The 17,113-nt window shown below is 73.5% G+C and carries 14 protein-coding genes; 7 read left to right on the top strand and 7 right to left on the bottom strand.

Going from position 1 to position 17,113, the window contains the following annotated elements:
- Positions 1 to 81: 81 nt before the first annotated feature.
- The 3 genes from ACO06A_RS10130 to serS form a co-directional block, all read right to left on the bottom strand.
- The gene (locus ACO06A_RS10130) at positions 82 to 1,461 is read right to left on the bottom strand and encodes an ABC transporter substrate-binding protein (protein ID WP_421735883.1); all 1,380 of its coding nucleotides are present in this window, start codon (positions 1,459 to 1,461) and stop codon (positions 82 to 84) included.
- 222 nt (positions 1,462 to 1,683) lie between these two features.
- The gene (locus ACO06A_RS10125) at positions 1,684 to 2,481 is read right to left on the bottom strand and encodes an HAD family hydrolase (protein ID WP_421735882.1); all 798 of its coding nucleotides are present in this window, start codon (positions 2,479 to 2,481) and stop codon (positions 1,684 to 1,686) included.
- Positions 2,478 to 3,743 carry a serine--tRNA ligase gene (gene serS, locus ACO06A_RS10120; RefSeq protein ID WP_421735881.1) on the bottom strand — a complete coding sequence of 422 codons (1,266 nt, stop codon included), beginning with the start codon at positions 3,741 to 3,743 and terminating at the stop codon, positions 2,478 to 2,480. The genes ACO06A_RS10125 and serS overlap by 4 nt, the downstream gene beginning before the upstream one ends.
- A 73-nt stretch (positions 3,744 to 3,816) precedes the next feature.
- Here serS and ACO06A_RS10115 point away from each other — a divergent pair, with 73 nt between their 5' ends.
- Positions 3,817 to 4,962, top strand: coding sequence for a diacylglycerol/lipid kinase family protein (locus tag ACO06A_RS10115; RefSeq protein WP_421735880.1), 1,146 nt, complete (start codon positions 3,817 to 3,819; stop codon positions 4,960 to 4,962).
- Positions 4,963 to 4,965: 3 nt separating this feature from the next.
- On the opposite strand, the gene pheA is transcribed toward ACO06A_RS10115, so the two are convergent.
- Positions 4,966 to 5,916 carry a prephenate dehydratase gene (gene pheA, locus ACO06A_RS10110; protein WP_421735879.1) on the bottom strand — a complete coding sequence of 317 codons (951 nt, stop codon included), beginning with the start codon at positions 5,914 to 5,916 and terminating at the stop codon, positions 4,966 to 4,968.
- A gap of 90 nt (positions 5,917 to 6,006) precedes the next feature.
- Here pheA and ACO06A_RS10105 point away from each other — a divergent pair, with 90 nt between their 5' ends.
- A complete protein-coding gene (locus ACO06A_RS10105) occupies positions 6,007 to 8,307 on the top strand; it encodes a hypothetical protein (protein ID WP_421735878.1) in 2,301 nt (766 codons plus the stop codon).
- Here ACO06A_RS10105 and ACO06A_RS10100 read toward each other — a convergent pair.
- Positions 8,304 to 9,050, bottom strand: coding sequence for a glycosyltransferase family 2 protein (locus ACO06A_RS10100; protein WP_421736046.1), 747 nt, complete (start codon positions 9,048 to 9,050; stop codon positions 8,304 to 8,306). The two genes, ACO06A_RS10105 and ACO06A_RS10100, sit on opposite strands and share 4 nt — an antisense overlap.
- Before the next feature lie 210 nt (positions 9,051 to 9,260).
- Positions 9,261 to 10,085 carry a DUF5926 family protein gene (locus ACO06A_RS10095; RefSeq protein WP_421735877.1) on the bottom strand — a complete coding sequence of 275 codons (825 nt, stop codon included), beginning with the start codon at positions 10,083 to 10,085 and terminating at the stop codon, positions 9,261 to 9,263.
- A 70-nt stretch (positions 10,086 to 10,155) separates the two neighbouring features.
- Here ACO06A_RS10095 and pgm point away from each other — a divergent pair, with 70 nt between their 5' ends.
- On the top strand, positions 10,156 to 11,829 hold the full coding sequence (gene pgm / locus ACO06A_RS10090; protein ID WP_421735876.1) for a phosphoglucomutase (alpha-D-glucose-1,6-bisphosphate-dependent): 1,674 nt from the start codon (positions 10,156 to 10,158) through the stop codon (positions 11,827 to 11,829).
- Between the two features lie 4 nt (positions 11,830 to 11,833).
- Here pgm and ACO06A_RS10085 read toward each other — a convergent pair whose 3' ends face one another.
- Entirely contained in the window at positions 11,834 to 12,130 is a 297-nt protein-coding gene (locus tag ACO06A_RS10085; protein WP_421735875.1) for a GNAT family N-acetyltransferase, read from the bottom strand.
- Positions 12,131 to 12,188: 58 nt separating this feature from the next.
- On the opposite strand from ACO06A_RS10085, the gene ACO06A_RS10080 reads away from it, so the two are divergent.
- The 4 genes from ACO06A_RS10080 to ACO06A_RS10065 all read left to right on the top strand — a co-directional run bounded on the left by ACO06A_RS10080 (position 12,189) and on the right by ACO06A_RS10065 (position 17,108).
- Positions 12,189 to 13,502, top strand: coding sequence for an MFS transporter (locus tag ACO06A_RS10080; protein ID WP_421735874.1), 1,314 nt, complete (start codon positions 12,189 to 12,191; stop codon positions 13,500 to 13,502).
- Positions 13,499 to 14,473 (top strand): phosphotransferase family protein, encoded by a 975-nt coding sequence (locus ACO06A_RS10075; RefSeq protein WP_421735873.1) that lies wholly within the window; start codon positions 13,499 to 13,501, stop codon positions 14,471 to 14,473. Before ACO06A_RS10080 ends, ACO06A_RS10075 begins: the two co-directional genes overlap by 4 nt.
- Before the next feature lie 10 nt (positions 14,474 to 14,483).
- Positions 14,484 to 15,275: a hypothetical protein gene (locus ACO06A_RS10070; protein WP_421735872.1), complete on the top strand. Its 792-nt coding sequence runs from the start codon at positions 14,484 to 14,486 to the stop codon at positions 15,273 to 15,275.
- A 75-nt stretch (positions 15,276 to 15,350) separates the two neighbouring features.
- Positions 15,351 to 17,108 carry a pyruvate dehydrogenase gene (locus ACO06A_RS10065; RefSeq protein WP_421735871.1) on the top strand — a complete coding sequence of 586 codons (1,758 nt, stop codon included), beginning with the start codon at positions 15,351 to 15,353 and terminating at the stop codon, positions 17,106 to 17,108.
- Positions 17,109 to 17,113: the final 5 nt, after the last annotated feature.

Here is a 17,113-nt window from a genome sequence, read left to right as displayed (position 1 = left end):
GGCGCGTTCCGGACGATACGCCCGGGACGCCGGGATGGGGGCCGCCGAGCCGACGACCCCCACCCCGCCTGTGTCAGCCGGTCAGGACGCCGGCCAGGCCGCCTCGATGTTGTCGAGGGTCTCGGCGTCGGACTGGTCCTCCGCGATCCACGCGGTCATCTGCTTCCAGAACGCGTCGGCGCCGACGGCACCGGGCATCTGGTCGGAGCCGTCGAACCGGAAGGTGTAGCTGTCGTCGGTGAGCAGGTCGAACGACAGCTTGTCGATCGGCGACTGGAGCAGCGCCGGGTCGAGGCCGCTGTTGGCGCTCAGCCAGCCCTGGCCGGTGGCCTTGGCCTTGGCGTTGGCCCACTCCGGGCTGGACAGGTACGCCTGGAACGCCTGGACCTCGGGACGGTCCGCGAAGGCCGTCACGAACTCGCCACCGCCGAGCAGCGGCTTGTCGTCGGCCGACTCACCGGGCAGGTAGAACGCGTACACGTCGCCGTCCTCGGCGACCGTGAGGCCCTCGTCCCAGTTGGCCTGGTAGAAGTTGGCCGCGCGGTGCAGGAAGCACGTCTGGTCCGGGATGCCGTTCGCCGCCTCGTTCCACGGGGCCGTGGCGATGGACTGGACGTCGCCCAGGCCGCCGTTCACGTAGTCCGGGTTCTTCAGGATGCCGCCGACGGCCTCGAGGGCGGTCAGCACCTGCGGGTCGTTGAACGGGATCTCGTGGGTGACCCACTGGTCGTAGACCTCAGGGCCGGCCGTGCGGAGCAGCACGTCCTCCAGCCAGTCGGTGGCCGGCCAGCCGGTGGCGTCACCGGACTCGATGCCCGCGCACCACGGCTTGGCGTCGGGGAAGTCCGCCGCGATCTTGTCGGTGAGGGCGAGGAGGTCGTCCCACGTGGTGGGGATCTCGTAGCCGTTCTCCTCGAACGCGGCCGGCGAGTACCAGACGAACGACTTCACGTTGGCGCCCAGCGGCGTCGCGTAGAGCGTGCCGTCGACCGTGCCGTAGTTGACCCAGCCCTCGGTGTAGTACTCGTTCGCGTTGTCGATGACCGCCTGCGGCGCCGCGACGACCGTGTCGGGGTAGTCCGCGACGATCGACGCGAGGAAGCCGGGCTGCGGGATGTACGCGATGTCCGGCGGGTTGCCGGCCTGGAGGCGGACGGGCAGCTGCGCCTCGAACTCGCGGGAGCCCTCGTACTCGATGGTCGCGCCCGTGCACTCCTCGAACGGCTTGTACGAGTCCGTCTGCTGGACCGACTCCGGGTCGACGATCGACGTGTAGACGCTGATCGACTTGCCCGACAGGTCGCCGTACTGCTCGAACGCCGCACAGTCGGCCGAGCTCGAGGCCTCGCCCCCACCACCGCCGCCGTCGTCATCGCTCGAGCACGCTGTGAGAACCAGCGCGAGACTTGCCCCCGCCGCTGCCGCTGCCACGTAGCTGCGGCGCCTGCGTGTGCCGTTCATGAGACCTCCACGTCGTCATGCTCCGGTGTGGTGCCGGCGGTTCCCCGGCACCCTTGCAAGCGATGCAAGCCTTTACGCAAAGCGGGCGCAACCGTTGGGACCAGGCAATACGGTCACGATTGAGTCACAGGTGTACCTCGACGCAGGTGGACGACGGAAATCGTGCGGAAACACCCTCGGAACGCACCAGATCGTCAGCAGCGTGGACGGTCCACGGCGACGTCAGACGAGCAGGCTGCGCAGGACGGCGAGTGCGCCGTCGTCGTCGATGGTGCCCGTGACCTCGTCGGCCGCGGCCCGGACCGCCTCGGGCGCGTGGCCCATGGCGACCCCGCGGGCGGCCCACCGGAGCATCTGCACGTCGTTGCCGCCGTCACCGACCGCGACGGTGGCGTGCGGCTGCACCCCGAGGTGCTGCCGGACCTCCTCGAGCGCGCTCGCCTTGGACACCCCGCCGGGCGTCAGGTCCAGCCACGCGGACCAGCCGACGGCGTACTCGACCTCGTGCAGGCCCACGCGCTCGACCAGCTCGTGGAACTCCTGCGGCGTGCTCTGCGGGCTGCGGATGACCACGCGGGTGGCCGGGGTCGCGGTCAGCTCCTCGAACGAGACCACCTCGAGGTCGCCCGACAGCTCGCCCTCCGGGAAGTCGGCGGACACGCGGAAGCCCAGGCCCAGGTCCTCGACCGCGTACAGGGCGTCGGGCAGCTCCAGCACGATCGTGCGCAGCGCGGGGCCGGGGTCGAACGTCACCACCCGGACGATCTCGTAGCCGTTCTCGGCCTCGGGGTCCAGGCGCGCGGTGACGGCACCGTTCGAGCAGACGACCCAGCCCTCCGTCAGCCCGAGCTCGCGGGCCACGGGAGCCGCGGAGTGCACGCCGCGGCCGGTCGCCAGCACCACGTGCAGACCGGCGTCGCGCACCTGGAGGACCGCCTCGCGCACGGCGTCGGAGATCGTGCCGTCGTAGGACATGAGCGTCCCGTCGACGTCGAGCGCCACGAGGCGGCAGCGGGTCATCGCACCGGCTCCAGCACCTCGAGGCCGCCCAGGTACGGACGCAGCCCCTCCGGGACGCGCACCGACCCGTCGGCCTGCTGGTGGTTCTCCAGCAGCGCGACGATCCACCGAGTGGTGGCCAGGGTGCCGTTGAGCGTTGCCACCGGGCGCATCGACCCGTCCGCCGTGCGCTCGCGGATCCCGAGGCGGCGGGCCTGGAACGTGGTGCAGTTCGACGTGGACGTGAGCTCGAGGTGCCGCTGCTGGCTCGGCAGCCAGGCCTCGCAGTCGAACTTGCGGGAGGCGCTCGAGCCCAGGTCCCCGGCGGCCGTGTCGATCACGCGGTACGGCAGCTCGGCGAGGGCCAGCATCTCTTCCTCCCAGCCGAGGATGCGGCGGTGCTCGTCCGCGGCGTCCTCGATGGTCGTGTACGTGAACGCCTCGACCTTGTGGAACTGGTGGACGCGGATGATCCCGCGGGTGTCCTTGCCGTACGAGCCGGCCTCGCGCCGGTAGCACGCCGACCAGCCGGCGTACCGCTTGGGGCCCGCCGACAGGTCGAGGATCTCGCCCATGTGGTAGCCCGCGAGCGCGACCTCGCTGGTGCCCACCAGGTACAGGTCGTCGGCCGGCAGGTGGTAGATCTCGTCCGCGTGCGCGCCGAGGAAGCCCGTACCGGCCATGACCTCGGGCTTGACCAGCGTCGGCGTGATGACGGGTGTGAACCCCGCGCTCAGGGCCTTGTCCACGGCCGCGTTGAGCAGGGCGAGCTCCAGGCGCGCACCGATGCCGGTGAGGTAGTAGAAGCGCGCGCCGGACACCTTGGCGCCGCGCTCGGTGTCGATGGCCGCGAGGCCCTCGCCCAGCTCCAGGTGGTCCCTGACGGGGAAGTCGAAGTCGCGCGTCTCCCCGACGTACTTGAGCACGACGTAGTCGTCCTCGCCGCCCGCGGGCACGCCCTCCTCGACGACGTTCGAGATCCGGCGGCTCAGCTCGGTCGCGCGCGTCTCGGCCGCGTCGGCGTCGGACTGCAGCCCCTTGACCTGCTCGGCCAGGTGCTTGGCGCGGGTCAGCAGCGCCTGCTTCTGTTCGCCCTGCGCCTGCGCCACCAGCTTGCCCAGGGACTTCTGCTCGGCCCGCAGCGTCTCGAACTCGGTCAGGGCGGAGCGTCGGCGCGCGTCGGCGTCGAGCACCTCGTCGACCAGGTGGGGGTCGTCGCCGCGCGCCACCTGGCTGGCGCGGACAAGGTCGGGATCCTCCCGCAGGAGCCGCAGATCGATCACCCAAGAACCCTACAGACCCGCACGCGACGCCCCGCACCGCTGGGCGCGGGCGGGTGGGTCGTAGATTCTGCCCATGACGTGGGAGGCGTGGGTGGCCGTGTGCGCGGCCGTCGCCGCGCTCGCGGCCCTCCTGCTGGTGCTCGTCCTCGGGCTGCGCCAGCGTGAGCTGCGCCGGCGGATCGAGTCGCCGCGGTCCGGGACGAGCGAGCGGGCGCTCCGGCTGGCGCGGGACGTCGACGAGACCGGGCAGCAGGTCGCGTTCGTCGCCAACCCCTCCAAGCAGGACGTCCCGGCCCTGCGGGCGGCGGTGCTGCGGGCGTGCTCGGAGCTGGGTCTGCCCGAGCCGCTCTGGTACGAGACGACGATCGCGGACCCCGGGGTCGGCCAGACCCGCAAGGCGGTCGCGGAGGGGGCCGACGTGGTCGTCGCGATGGGCGGGGACGGCACCGTGCGCGCGGTGGCCGAGGGGCTCGTCGGCACCGGCGTCCCGATGGGGCTCATCCCGCTCGGCACCGGCAACCTGCTGGCGCGCAACCTCGACCTGCCGCTCAGCGACCCGCTCGCCGCCATGCGCACCGCGCTCGAGGGACGGGACCGCACGATCGACGTCGGCTGGCTGCGGGTGCACCGGTGGGAGTCCGAGTCCGAGGACGACGACGACCCGGCGGACGAGGTCCAGCTGCCGCGCGACCACATCTTCCTGGTGATCGCCGGGCTCGGGTTCGACGCCGCGATGGTGGCGGGCACCGACGAGCAGCTCAAGGCCCGGGTCGGGTGGATCGCCTACTTCGTCTCCGGCATGCGGCACCTGCACGGTCGCCGCACCCGCGTGCACGTCCGGCTCGACGACCAGCCGATGACCTCGACCCGGCTGCGCAGCCTGCTGATCGGCAACTGCGGCAGGCTGCCGGGCGGCATCACCCTGCTGCCCGACGCGGTCCTCGACGACGGCTGGCTGGACGTCGCCGCCATCGACACGCGCGGCGGGATCGCCGGCTGGGCGCAGCTGTTCGGCGAGGTGGTGCTCCAGGGCGCGGGCGTGCGCAACGACCTGCCCGCCAAGATCGGCCGCATCGACCACACCCGGGCGCAGGAGGTCCGCGTGGTGGTGGAGAGCGGCGAGCACGTGCAGGTGGACGGCGACATCGTGGGCCGGGTGACCGAGCTGTCCGCACGGGTGGACCACGCCTCACTCGTGGTGCGGGTCGCCGCGGTCTGACCGTCAGGTGGCCGCGCCGCCCCTCACCTGCTGCAACCACGCCCGCGCGCCGACGAAGTCCGTGTCCGCTGTGCCCACGTGCACGGTCGGCTCGACGGCGTCGGCCCGCGGGTAGGAGCCGAGGAACCGTACGTACGGACAGCGCCGGTGCAGGCCCATGACGGCCTCACCGACGCGCTCGTCGGTGATGTGACCCTCGGCGTCGAGCGAGAACGAGTAGCGGCCGAGCGCGTCCCCGATGGGCCGCGACTCGATCCGGGACAGGTTCACGCCCCGGACCGCGAACTGCTCCAGCATGGCGAGCAGCGCGCCTGCCTCGTTGTCGGGCAGGTGGACGACCAGGGTCGTCTTGTCCGCGCCGGTGGGCGGCGGCACGGAGCCGGGGTGGCCCACGACGACGAACCGGGTCTGCGCGGAGACGTTGTCCGCGACGTTCTCGGCCAGCGGGACCAGGCCGTACGACTCCACGGCGGCGGGCGGGACGAGAGCGGCGTCGAAGCCGAGCTCCACGCCGCCGCCGCTCGCGATGAGGGCGGCGGGGGCCGTGTTGGACGTCGCCGGCACGTGCACGACGGACGGCAGGTGGTGCGCCAGCCAGCGCCGGCACTGCACCCACGCGTGCGGGTGGGCGGAGATGCGTCGCACGTCCTGGAGCCGCACCCCGGGCGCGGCGGCCAGCGTGAACTGCACCGGCACGAGCATCTCGCGCAGGATCACCAGCGGGTCCCCGGCGGCCAGGCTGTCCAGCGTGGCGGTGACCCCACCCTCGACCGTGCTCTCGATGGCCACCACGGCGAAGTCGGCCTCGCCCGTGCGGACGGCGTCGATGGCGGAGGCCACGTCGGCCACGGGGAGGTCGACGCACTCCCCGACGGCAGCGACCTGGCGCAGCGCGGCCTCGGTGAACGTGCCGGCCGGACCCAGGTAGGCGTACCGCGGTAGGCCCTCGGACATGGCGTCCCTCCCGTGCAGATGATGTGCACGCTGCACGGATACCCCGCAGCGCCGCCGGGGTCGAGGGTAGTGCGCCCGTACCCTGGAACGGTGCTGACCCCTGCCCACCCGCGCGCGTCCCGGCTCCGCGGCGTGGTGCTCTCCCTGGTGCTGAGCCTGGCGGGCATCCTCCTGGCGACCCCTGCGCAGGCGGCAGAAGTCCCTCCGGTGCTCCTGGTCGGCGTCACCGGCGTGCGCTGGGACGACGTCACCACGCTCACCACCCCCGCGCTGTGGAGCCTGTCCCGCGAGGGCGCGATCGGCCTGGTCGCCGCCCGGAGCGTCGCGTCCCGGTCCTGCCCCGCCGACGGCTGGCTGGCGGTCTCCACCGGAACCCGCGCCGCAGACGTGCGGGCCGACGACGGCACGTGCCGCACCCTGCGCGACCCTGGCGAGAGCGGTGAGGTGCCCGGCTGGGACGACTACGTGGCCGCGGCCGACGCCGAGTCGTACGGGGCCACGCCCGGCCTGTTCGGCGACATGCTGGCCGACGCCGGCTCGGCGGTCACCGGGATCGGACCCGGCGCGGCGATCGCGCTGGCCGACACGGACGGGATCCCCGTCGGCACCCACCAGGGCCTCCCGACGAGCAGCCTCGGGATCACCCGGGCGGTGCGCGATGCGCTCGACGCCTCGCAGCTGGTGGTCGTCGACGCCGGCTCGCTGCGCGACCCCGGGTATGCGACGGCCGCGCGACCGAGCACGCCGCAGCCCACCGAGACCGCGCCCGGCGACGTGCTCGAGGAGCCGTCGCCCCCCGAGGTGTCGACGCCCGACGCGATCACCGAGCCCTCGCGGGCGCTCCAGGCGCAGGACATCGACGCGCGGATCGGTGCCGCGGTCGCCGGCGCCCAGCGCTCCGGCGCGACCGTGCTGGTGGTCTCGCTCGCCGACTCCGGGCGCACCGCGCTCCAGCTGGCCGCCGCCACCGGGCTCGCGCCGAACGGCGAGCAGTACGCCGACACCCTGCTGACCTCCGGCTCCACCCGGCAGGCGGGCGTGATCCAGACCGTCGACGTGACACCGACCCTGCTGGACGGGATCGGGCTGGACAACAGCGCGGCGGCCCTGAGCGGCGCCGAGATCCTGCCCGGCCCCCCGACCTCGGCCGCGACCGCCCGCGTCGCGCACCTCCTGGACGTGCAGCGCCACGCCACCATGGTCACGCGGGTGAGCGGTGCGTACTCGACGCGGCTGGTGCTCATCCAGGCGGTCCTGTTCATCGCCGCCGCCATCATCCTCACCCGCACCGGCCGATCCGACCGGCCGCCGCTGCGCCCCGCCCTGCGCGTGCTGAAGGTGAGCGCGCTGGCCCTCGCCGCCGCGCCGGTGGCCTCGTTCCTCACCAACACGGTCCCCTGGTGGCGCTCGGACATGCCGGTCACCACGTTCTGGTGGGTGCTGCTCGGCTGGATCGCCGTCATCACCGTCGTCGCCCTGGTGGGTCCGTGGCGGCGCAACCTGCTCGGTCCGGCGGGGCTGGTGGCGGGGGTGACGGTCGCGGTGCTCGTCGTGGACGCCTGCACGGGCTCGACGCTCGTGATCGACTCCCCCATGGGAGCCCACCGGATCCTGGCCGCGCGGTTCTACGGGATGAGCAACCAGGCGTTCGCGCTGCTGACGGCCGCCGGCCTGCTGCTCGCCGTCGCCCTCGCGGACCCTCTGTTGCGGCGCGGTCGGCGGGGGCTCGCGACCGCCGTCGTCGCCGGGCTCGGCCTGCTGCTCGTGGTCGTCGACGGCGCCCCGGGTCTGGGCAGCGACTTCGGCGGCCCGCCCGCCCTGATCCTCGCGTTCGCGATGCTGACCATCGTGGTGAGCGGGCGCAAGGTCAGCTGGAAGTGGATCGGGCTGATCGCCCTGGTCGGCGTCGTCGTGGTCGGCGGGTTCGCGGTGCTCGACTGGATGCGGCCGCCGGCCGACCGCACGCACCTCGGCCGGTTCTTCGCCACCGTGCTCGACGGGGGCCTCTGGGACGTGGTCGGCCGCAAGATCGCCGTGAACCTGCGGGTGCTGACGTCCTGGCGCTACCTGGTGACCGCCATCGGCGGCATCGCGCTCACCTGGCTCGTCGTGGTCGGCGGCCGGCCGCGGCGCGGCGAGCTGATGGGCACCGGCAGCCCCCTGGCCGGGCTGACCCGCGCGGTCCCCCTGCTCCGGCCCGCGTTCGCGGCGATCGCCGCAGCCCTGACGGTCGGCTTCCTCATGAACGACTCCGGCATCGTCGTCCCGGCCACGGGGATCGCGGTCGCCGTGCCGTGCCTGGTCGCCGCGGCCGCGCAGTGGCGGCTGGGAGAACCGGACGGGGAGCTGCCCGCCGTCGAGTCGGCGAAGGAACCTGCGCGCGCGGACTAGCGGTGCGTCTGCGGCGGCTTCTGCGCGGGGGTCACGGTGCGCTTCACGGCCCCGGCGGCGCGGCGCACGCGGCGCGCGTTGACCGCCAGCTGCACGTCGCGGTACTGCGCGGCACGGTGGAGCTGACCCCGCAGGTCGGTGCCGGACGGTCGGTGCCGCAGGTCGCAGGGGACCTCGACGACGCGGAACCCCCGGCGCAGCAGGTCGATGGTCATGCCGGTCTCCACCCCCCACCCGTGAGCCAGCGGGGTGGCCGCCTCGAACGCGGCGCGGGTCAGGCAGCGCATGCCGGACAGCGGCTGGGTCGGGGTCCAACCGGTCATCGAGACGATCGCGCGACGTGCCGCACCGACGACGATCCCGCGGCCGCCGGCACCCGGCTGCGGCGGGATCAGCGCGATGGAGAGGTCCGCGTGCCCCTCGAACACCGGGGGCACCAGCGGCGCGGTGTTGACCGCGCTCTCGCCCAGGTCGCCGTCGATGAACAGCAGGATGCGGGGCTGGCGGTCGGGCGCGTCCCGCATGGCGACGACGGCGGCGCCGGTCTCCATGGCCGCGGCCTTCCCACGGTTGTGCGAGTGCCGCACCACCACCGCGCCGGCCTCGCGGGCCACGTGCTGGGTGTCGTCCTCGGACCCGTCGTCGACCACGAGCACCAGGTCCACGTGCGGGATGGCACGCGCCGAGCGCACCGTCGCCGCGATGCGCCGGGACTCGTCCTTGGCGGGGATGATCACGGCCACGCGCTGGCGGGCCTTGTGGGCGGCCGCCTTGCGCTCGTCGACAGCCGCCTTGCGCGCTGCCGCAGGCGAGGCCGGAGCCGTGCTCGGCGTCGCGTCGACCACCCCGTCGACGGCTGGGGTCGCAGGAGCCGTCGTCGCCTGGTCGTCGGCGGCCTTGCCGCCCGTGCGCGTCACGTCCGCCACCCTATCTATGCGAGCGGCTCGCGCCCGTCAGCGCAGGGTGACCTGACGGGCCACCAGCCCGGCGCGCGCGCGGCGCTCGTTGGCGTCCAACGGCGTGGTGTCGGCAAGCGCTGCCTCGAACGCCGGACGGAACTCGGCGAGGGGCTTCTCGATGTCGTCGGCCTCCGAACCCTTGGCCAGCTCCCACACGGGGACGACCAGGCCGGCGGAGCGGAAGTAGCCGACGAACTTGGCACCCTCGAAGCCGGACGCGCGCTTGGCGTGCAGACGGGCCAGGGCGTCGAGCACCACCTGCTCCTCGTGCGGCTGGGCCCAGCGCAGGAACTCGCGGGCGCCCATCCGGCACCAGTACGCGGCCTCGGCCCCGGGCACCTTGACCGTGTCGATGATGCCGGCGTCGGCCTCCTCGATCGCGGCCTGGAGGTCCGGGGTCCGCTCGGTGTCGGGGGCCAGCCAGTAGGCGAACGAGTCCTGGACGGTGACCTCGAACGGCACGCTCAGGTCCAGCACGTCCTGGAGGCGCGGTCCCGGCTCGGGCAGCCCGATGGTCTCGACGGCGGTGCCGGCCTCGACCTCGATGGCCTCGAGCAGCGCGTGCGCCAGGTCGCGGCTGACGTCGTTGGAGCTGCTGGTGGTCTGGAGCGCCAGCAGGATCACGCCGTCGGAGCGGTGCAGCGCGGGCCAGCTGGTCGGGAGCACCGTGGTGACCAGCACGTCGTGGGAGCCGTGCTCCTTGGTGGTGCGCGCGGTCGCGGTCGCCGCCGGGACGAGCTCCTTGAGCGCCACCCAGTCGGGCTCACCGGGGAGCCCCTCGAACGGGCGCAGCACGAAGTCGGACGAGTTCTTGGCCATGGCGCAAAGGTTACCGGTCGGGGCAGGCCGGGGTGTGCGGGACCCGTGGGCGTAGGGGAGGATCAGGGGCATGGACCCGCGCGCCGGAACACCCGCCCAGCCGTCCGACCTCGTCGATCTGGACGCCCTCGCGGGTGCGTACTACGACCGCGAGCCCGACCTCGACGATCCCGCGCAGAGGGTGGTGTTCGGCACCAGCGGGCACCGGGGCTCCGCCCTCGACACGGCGTTCAACGAGGCGCACATCGTCGCGATCACGGCGGCGATCGTCGAGTACCGCCGCGACCAGGGCACCGACGGTCCCCTGTTCATCGGCCGCGACACGCACGCCCTGTCCGACCCCGCCTGGCGCTCCGCGCTCGAGGTCCTCGGTGCAGCCGGCGTCGAGGTCCACGTCGACGCCCGCGACTCGTGGACGCCCACCCCGGGCGTCTCGCACGCGATCCTGCGGCACAACGGCGCCGGCACCTCCGAGGGCGTCCGCACGGTCGGGCCCGGCCTGGCGGACGGCATCGTCGTGACCCCGTCGCACAACCCCCCGCGCGACGGCGGCTTCAAGTACAACCCGCCGCACGGCGGGCCCGCGGGGTCCGACGCCACCGGGTGGATCGCCGACCGTGCCAACGCGATCCTCGCGTCCGGCTGGCGCAGCGTCCCGCGGATCAGCGCCGAGGCCGCGCTGGCGGCCGACACCACCCTCAAGCACGACTACCTGTCGTCCTACGTGGCGGACCTGGCCAACGTCATCGACATCGACGCCATCCGCGCGGCGGGCGTCCGGATCGGCGCGGACCCCCTCGGCGGCGCCTCCGTCGAGTACTGGGGTGAGATCGGCGAGTACTACGGGCTCGACCTCACCGTGGTGAACCCGTCGGTCGACCCGCAGTTCGGCTTCATGACGCTCGACTGGGACGGCAAGATCCGGATGGACTGCTCGTCGCCGTACGCGATGGCGTCGCTGGTCGGCCGCATGTCGGGCGACCCGGCCCCGTTCGACATCGCCACCGGGAACGACACCGACTCCGACCGGCACGGCATCGTCACGTCCGACGGGCTGATGAACCCGAACCACTACCTCGCGGTCGCCATCTCCTACCTCTACGGCGGTGCCCGCCAGGGCTGGGGCGACGGCACGGCCATCGGCAAGACCCTCGTGTCGTCGAGCCTGATCGACCGGGTCGCGGCCAAGCTCGGTCGGCGCCTCCTCGAGGTGCCCGTCGGGTTCAAGTGGTTCGTGCCCGGGCTGGTGGACGGGTCGGTCGGGTTCGGCGGCGAGGAGTCCGCGGGGGCGTCGTTCCTGCGCAAGGACGGCACCGTGTGGACCACCGACAAGGACGGCATCCTGCCGGCGCTGCTGGCCTCGGAGATCCTGGCGACCACCGGGAAGTCACCCTCGGTGCACCACCAGGAGCTGGTCGCGGAGTTCGGCGAGTCCTGGTACGCCCGGGTCGACGCCGCCGCGTCCCGCGACCAGAAGGCGACGCTGTCGAAGCTCACCCCCGACCAGGTCACCGCGACCACGCTGGCCGGCGAGGCGATCACCGCGCGGCTGACCGAGGCGCCCGGCAACGGCGCGTCGATCGGCGGCCTCAAGGTGACGACCCAGAACGCCTGGTTCGCCGCCCGGCCGTCCGGCACCGAGGACGTCTACAAGATCTACGCCGAGTCGTTCGTGTCCGCCGAGCACCTGGCGCAGGTGCAGGCGGAGGCGAAGGACGTGGTGTCGGCGGCGCTCGGGGCGTAGCGCGTCAGCCCTGGGGCGCGCGCACCAGGTCCTGGTAGTCCGGGTGCCGGCCGAGCCACGCCTTGACGTACGGGCAGAACGCCACGACGTCGCGACCGCTGGCCCGGACCGCGTCCAGCGCGCCCTGCACCAGGACCGACGCGATGCCCTGACCCTCGAACGCCGGGTCCACCTCGGTGTGCGTGAACACCACCGTGGTGCCGATGGTGTCGTACACCGAGAACCCCAGGAGCTCACCGTCGGGGCTGCGGGCCTCGAACCGGTGCTCGTCGGGGGCGTCGCTGACCTGCACGTCCGTCATGCCATGAATGGTGGGGCACCGCGCGCTCGCGCGATAGACCTGATGACACACTGACTGCATGCTCCAGCCGTACCGCGACGTGCTGACGCGTCCCGGGGCCCTCGCGTTCTCCGGAGCGGGTGTGCTCGCCCGGCTGCCCATGTCGATGGTCGGCATCGGCATCGTGCTCATGGTGTCCACCCTCTACGGCTCGTACGGCCTGGCCGGTCGGGTGTCCGCCGTCTACGTCATCGCCCAGGCGATCTGCTCGCCGCAGCTGGCCCGGCTGGTGGACCGGCACGGGCAGTCGCGGGTGATGCGGCCCGCCGTGGCCCTCGCGGCGGTCGGGCTGGTCGGCGTCGTCGTCGCCGCGTCGCAGGAGGCGCACGAGGCGTGGCTGTACGCGGCCGCGGTGGTCACCGGCGCGGGGATCGGCTCGTTCGGGTCGCTGGTCCGGGCGCGGTGGGCCCGCGTGCTCGGGGCGGACCCGCACCGGATGCACACCGCGTACTCGCTGGAGTCGGCGCTGGACGAGCTCGTCTTCATCGTCGGACCCGTGCTGGCCACCGTGCTCGCCACCAGCGTGGCCCCGTCGGCCGGGCTGGTCGTCCCGCTGGTCGCGATGCTCGTGGGCGGCTACTGGTTCCTCTCCCTGCGCAGCACCGAGCCGCCGCCCGCCCCGGTCGGCAGCCCGCGCCCGAAGGGGTCGGTGCTGCGCCGCCCCGGCATGGTCGTGCTGGCGATCGTCTTCGTCGCGATGGGCTCGATCTTCGGTGCCACCGACGTGGCCACGGTCGCGTTCGCGGAGGAGTCCGGCTCCAAGGGGACCGCGGGGGTCATCCTGGCGGTCTTCGCGCTCGGGTCGCTCATCTCCGGGCTGCTCTACGGCACGCGCGTGTGGAAGCGGCCCCTGTACCTGCGGTTCGCCACGGGGATGGTCGCGCTGGCGATCGGCGTCTGCTTCTTCTTCCTCGTGCAGTCCCTCGTGGCGCTCGCCGCCGTCATGTTCGTCACCGGGTTCGCGATCGCGCCGACGCTCATCAACGGCAACGGGCTGGTGCAGGACCTGGTGCCGCGGGAGCGCCTGACGGAGGGGTTGACCTGGGTGGGCACGTCGCTCGGCGTCGGGGTGTCCATCGGGTCGTCCGTGGCCGGGGCGCAGATCGACGTGAACGGGTCGCACGCCGGGTTCCTCGTGGTCGTCGTCTCCGCCGGGGCGGCCGTCGTCGCGACGCTGGCCGCGCTGCGGACCCTGCGCGGCGACGCCGGCGACCACGTGCACGACTCGGTGGAGGCCGGGTCGCCGTCCGCGACCGGCGGCGCGGCCGTGGCGGCGTGCGAGGTCGCGGAGTCCGTCGAACCGTCGCGCTCGGTCGGTACCCTCGACGCGTGATCGACGCCCTGACCTCGCTCGTCGCCCCGATCGGACGGCTCGCAGACGCCGAGCTGCTCACGGGCGGGCAGTTCGCGACGACGTACCGCGTGACCCTGGCTCACGGCGAGCGCGTGGTGGTGAAGACCGCGCCCGTCGGCACGGACGGGCTGCTCACCTACGAGCACGACCTGCTGCGCGCCGAGGCGCTCGTCTACGGTCTCGCCGCGCAGCGGCCCGCGCTGCTCATGCCGCAGGTGCTGCGCACCGACTTCTCCCGGACCCTGCTGCCGAGCGACGCGCTCGTGGTCAGCCACCTGCCGGGCGTGCCGTGGGTCGACGCGGGCTTCGGGCCGGCGTCGTCGGACCCCCGGACCGTGCGCGCGGAGCGGGAGACCGGCGCGGTGCTGGCGGCGCTGCACGCGCTCGACGGGCCGGCCTACGGCTACCCCTGCGGTCGGCGGGAGTCGTCGTGGGCGTCGTCGTTCGGCGGGATGGTCGACGAGCTGCTCGACGACGCCGCACGGTGGTCGGTGCCCGTGCCCGCCGACCAGGTCCGCGCGGCCCTCGCGAGGCACCGGCACGTGCTCGACGACGTCGTCCGCCCCTCGCTCGTGCACACCGACCTCTGGGCCGGGAACGTGTTCGTCGACCCGGGCACCGGCGCGGTCGTCGGGGTGATCGACCCGGAGCGCGCGTTCTGGGGGGACCCGCTGGCCGACCTGGTCGGCATCGACCCCATGGGCCGCGAGCCCGGGACGCCCGCGATCCTCTCGGGCTACGGTCAGCTCGACGTCGACAGCCCGTCCGCCCGGACCCGTCTGGACCTGTACCGGATGCGGCTCTGCCTGGTGATGATGATCGAGATCACGCCGCGCAGGTTCGAGGGCGACTGGGTGGAGCCGCACCGCGCGGCGGTCACGGCCAACCTGCACGCGGCGCTCGCGGCCCTCGACGGACAGGGCGACGTGGGCGCACCCGCGGGTAGGTGAGGATGGGCGGATGCATCCCGCCCGCCGTGCCGCCGCAGCCCTCGCGATCGTCGTCCTCGCCGGGTGCTCCGCGGGCGGCGGCAGCGACCCGGCAGCGTCACCGTCGGCCTCGTCGACCCCGACGCGCGCACCTCTGACGTTCGAGGAGGCGACGGCCGCGCTCACCGAGACGCTCCTGCCCACCGCGAACGTGCAGCGGTGCGACGAGTACGAGCCGGGCTCCCCCGAGGCGCAGGCGTACCTCGACCGGCTCGCCGCCGAGGTCGCCGCCACGCAGGACGAGGAGGCCGCCGCCAGCCCGACCCTGCCCCAGTGCGGCAAGCCGACGCTCGGCGACCTGCGGGCCGCGTCCCTCGCAGGCCACGCCTTCGCCGTGGGTGACCCGGTCACGCTGCCTTTCGCCGGCGGCGCGAGCCGGGCGATCGAGGTCTACGAGATGCGCGACGAGGACGCGGCGCAGACCGCCGTCGCGACGGAGGCCGCCGACCTCGACGGCTGGGCCGCCGACAAGGAGACGCCCCGGGTGGACAACGCCGACGGCACCTACATGCCGCGGACCGTCGTCTCCGAGGCCGCCGTGGGCGAGGTGGACCTGCCCGGCTGGACGGCGTGGGCGCTCTCGCGCGACGAGGCGTCGTTCCAGGACGACGGCAGCGCCGCCGCCGACCCCTACGCCACCGCGCTCCTGTGGGCCGCGCGCGACAGCCTCGTCATCCGCGTGCAGGTGGTCGGCGACACCCCCGGCCAGGCGGTCGCGACCGCCCTCGACACCGCCACCAGGTACGTCACCGCCCTCGACTGACGCCACGCCCGGCCGTGCGAGGTCGGCGGCTCGGGCTGACCATGGGGGGACCGCCCAGCACCCCGGAGGTCACCCGTGGCACGTCGTCGATCGATCGCGGACCTGCTCGTCGCCCAGCTCGTCGCCGCCGGTGCGCGGCACATCTACGGGATCGTCGGCGACAGCCTGAACCCGGTGGTCGACGCCGTGCGACGGGCGCGCGAGGACGGGGTCGACATCGCGTGGGTGCACGTGCGGCACGAGGAGGCCGGGGCGTTCGCCGCTGCCGCGGAGGCCGAGCTCACGGGACGGCTGGCCGTCTGCGCCGGGTCGTGCGGGCCGGGCAACCTGCACCTGATCAACGGCCTGTACGACGCCAACCGGTCCCGCGTCCCGGTCCTCGCCATCGCGTCGCACATCCCGAGCGCGCAGATCGGCACCCAGTTCTTCCAGGAGACCCACCCGGACCGGCTGTTCCTGGAGTGCTCGGTGTACTCCGAGATGATCTCGACGGCCGCGCAGGCGCCGCGGGTCATCCGCTCGGCCATCCACCACGCGTACGGCGCCCCCGGCGTCGCGGTGCTGACCCTGCCCGGCGACATCGCGGACCTCGACGCGCCCGAGGCGGGCATCGACGTGCTCACTCCCCCGCCGGCCCCCCGGGTGGTTCCCGACGACGGCGCCGTGCGTGCGCTCGCCGAGGCGATCGACGCCGCGGGGAAGGTGACGATCTTCGCCGGGGCGGGTGTGCGCGGCTCGCGCACCGAGGTGCTGGCCCTGGCGCGGGCGCTCAACGCGCCGGTCGGTCACAGCCTGCGCGGCAAGGAGGTCATCCAGGTCGACAACCCGTTCGACGTCGGCATGTCCGGGCTGCTCGGGTACGGCGCGTGCCAGTCCGCGATGGAGGGCGCCGACCTGCTGCTCCTGCTGGGCACCGACTTCCCGTACGACCAGTTCCTGCCGTCCGGGGTGCGCACCGCGCAGGTGGACGTCGAGCCGACCCGGCTGGGCCGCCGGACCCGCAACGACCTGGTCGTCCTCGGTGACGTCGGCGAGACCGCCACGGCGCTGCTCGCCCTGGTCAAGCCCAAGCGGAGCCACCGGTTCCTCGACCAGATGCTCAAGAAGCACGAGCGCGCCATGAGCGGGGTGATCGGCGCGTACACCAAGGACGTCGAGCACACCGAGCCGATCCACCCGGAGTTCGCGGCCGTGGTGCTGGACGAGGAGGCGCCCGAGGACGCCGTGTTCACGGTCGACACCGGCATGTGCAACGTCTGGGCGGCCCGGTACATCACGCCCAACGGTCGCCGGCGCGTGATCGGGTCGTTCCTGCACGGGTCGATGGCGAACGCCGTCCCGCACGCGATCGGCGCGGCTATGTCCGGAGGCGGTCGGCACGTGGTCGCGATGGCGGGCGACGGCGGCCTGTCGATGCTCCTGGGCGAGCTGATCACGGTGAAGGCTCTGGACCTGCCGGTGAAGATCGTCCTGTTCGACAACGCCACGCTCGGCATGGTCCGGCTCGAGATGCTCGTCGACGGCCTGCCCTCGTACGCCACGGACAGCCCGCCGATCGACTACGCGGCCATCGGGTCGGCGATCGGCATCCCGTCGGTGCGCGTCGAGAAGCCGACGCAGATCCGGGCCGCCCTGCGCGAGGCGTTCTCGCACGACGGTCCGGCGCTGATCGACCTGGTCACCGACCCGCGGGCGCTGTCCCTGCCGCCGAAGATCACGCGCGCGCAGGTGTCGGGGTTCACCGCGGCCATGAGCAAGGAGGTGCTCGGCGGCGGGCTGGGCGAGGTCATGGCGATGGCCCGGTCGAACCTCCGGAACGTGCGGGGGCTGTGACGGGG

Origin of the sequence: Cellulomonas sp. (assembly GCF_965229465.1) — a bacterium.
Lineage (GTDB): Bacteria > Actinomycetota > Actinomycetes > Actinomycetales > Cellulomonadaceae > Cellulomonas.
This window is presented reverse-complemented; position numbering and strand designations above follow the sequence as displayed.

What these genes read in the sequence shown, in the direction of transcription:
- ACO06A_RS10125 (WP_421735882.1), bottom strand. Translation starts at nt 2,481, where the DNA reads ATGACCCGCTGCCGCCTCGTGGCGCTCGACGTCGACGGGACGCTCATG.
- ACO06A_RS10070 (WP_421735872.1), top strand. Translation starts at nt 14,484, where the DNA reads ATGCATCCCGCCCGCCGTGCCGCCGCAGCCCTCGCGATCGTCGTCCTC.
- ACO06A_RS10115 (WP_421735880.1), top strand. Translation starts at nt 3,817, where the DNA reads ATGACGTGGGAGGCGTGGGTGGCCGTGTGCGCGGCCGTCGCCGCGCTC.
- pgm (WP_421735876.1), top strand. Translation starts at nt 10,156, where the DNA reads ATGGACCCGCGCGCCGGAACACCCGCCCAGCCGTCCGACCTCGTCGAT.
- ACO06A_RS10085 (WP_421735875.1), bottom strand. Translation starts at nt 12,130, where the DNA reads ATGACGGACGTGCAGGTCAGCGACGCCCCCGACGAGCACCGGTTCGAG.
- ACO06A_RS10080 (WP_421735874.1), top strand. Translation starts at nt 12,189, where the DNA reads ATGCTCCAGCCGTACCGCGACGTGCTGACGCGTCCCGGGGCCCTCGCG.
- pheA (WP_421735879.1), bottom strand. Translation starts at nt 5,916, where the DNA reads ATGTCCGAGGGCCTACCGCGGTACGCCTACCTGGGTCCGGCCGGCACG.
- ACO06A_RS10130 (WP_421735883.1), bottom strand. Translation starts at nt 1,461, where the DNA reads ATGAACGGCACACGCAGGCGCCGCAGCTACGTGGCAGCGGCAGCGGCG.
- ACO06A_RS10095 (WP_421735877.1), bottom strand. Translation starts at nt 10,085, where the DNA reads ATGGCCAAGAACTCGTCCGACTTCGTGCTGCGCCCGTTCGAGGGGCTC.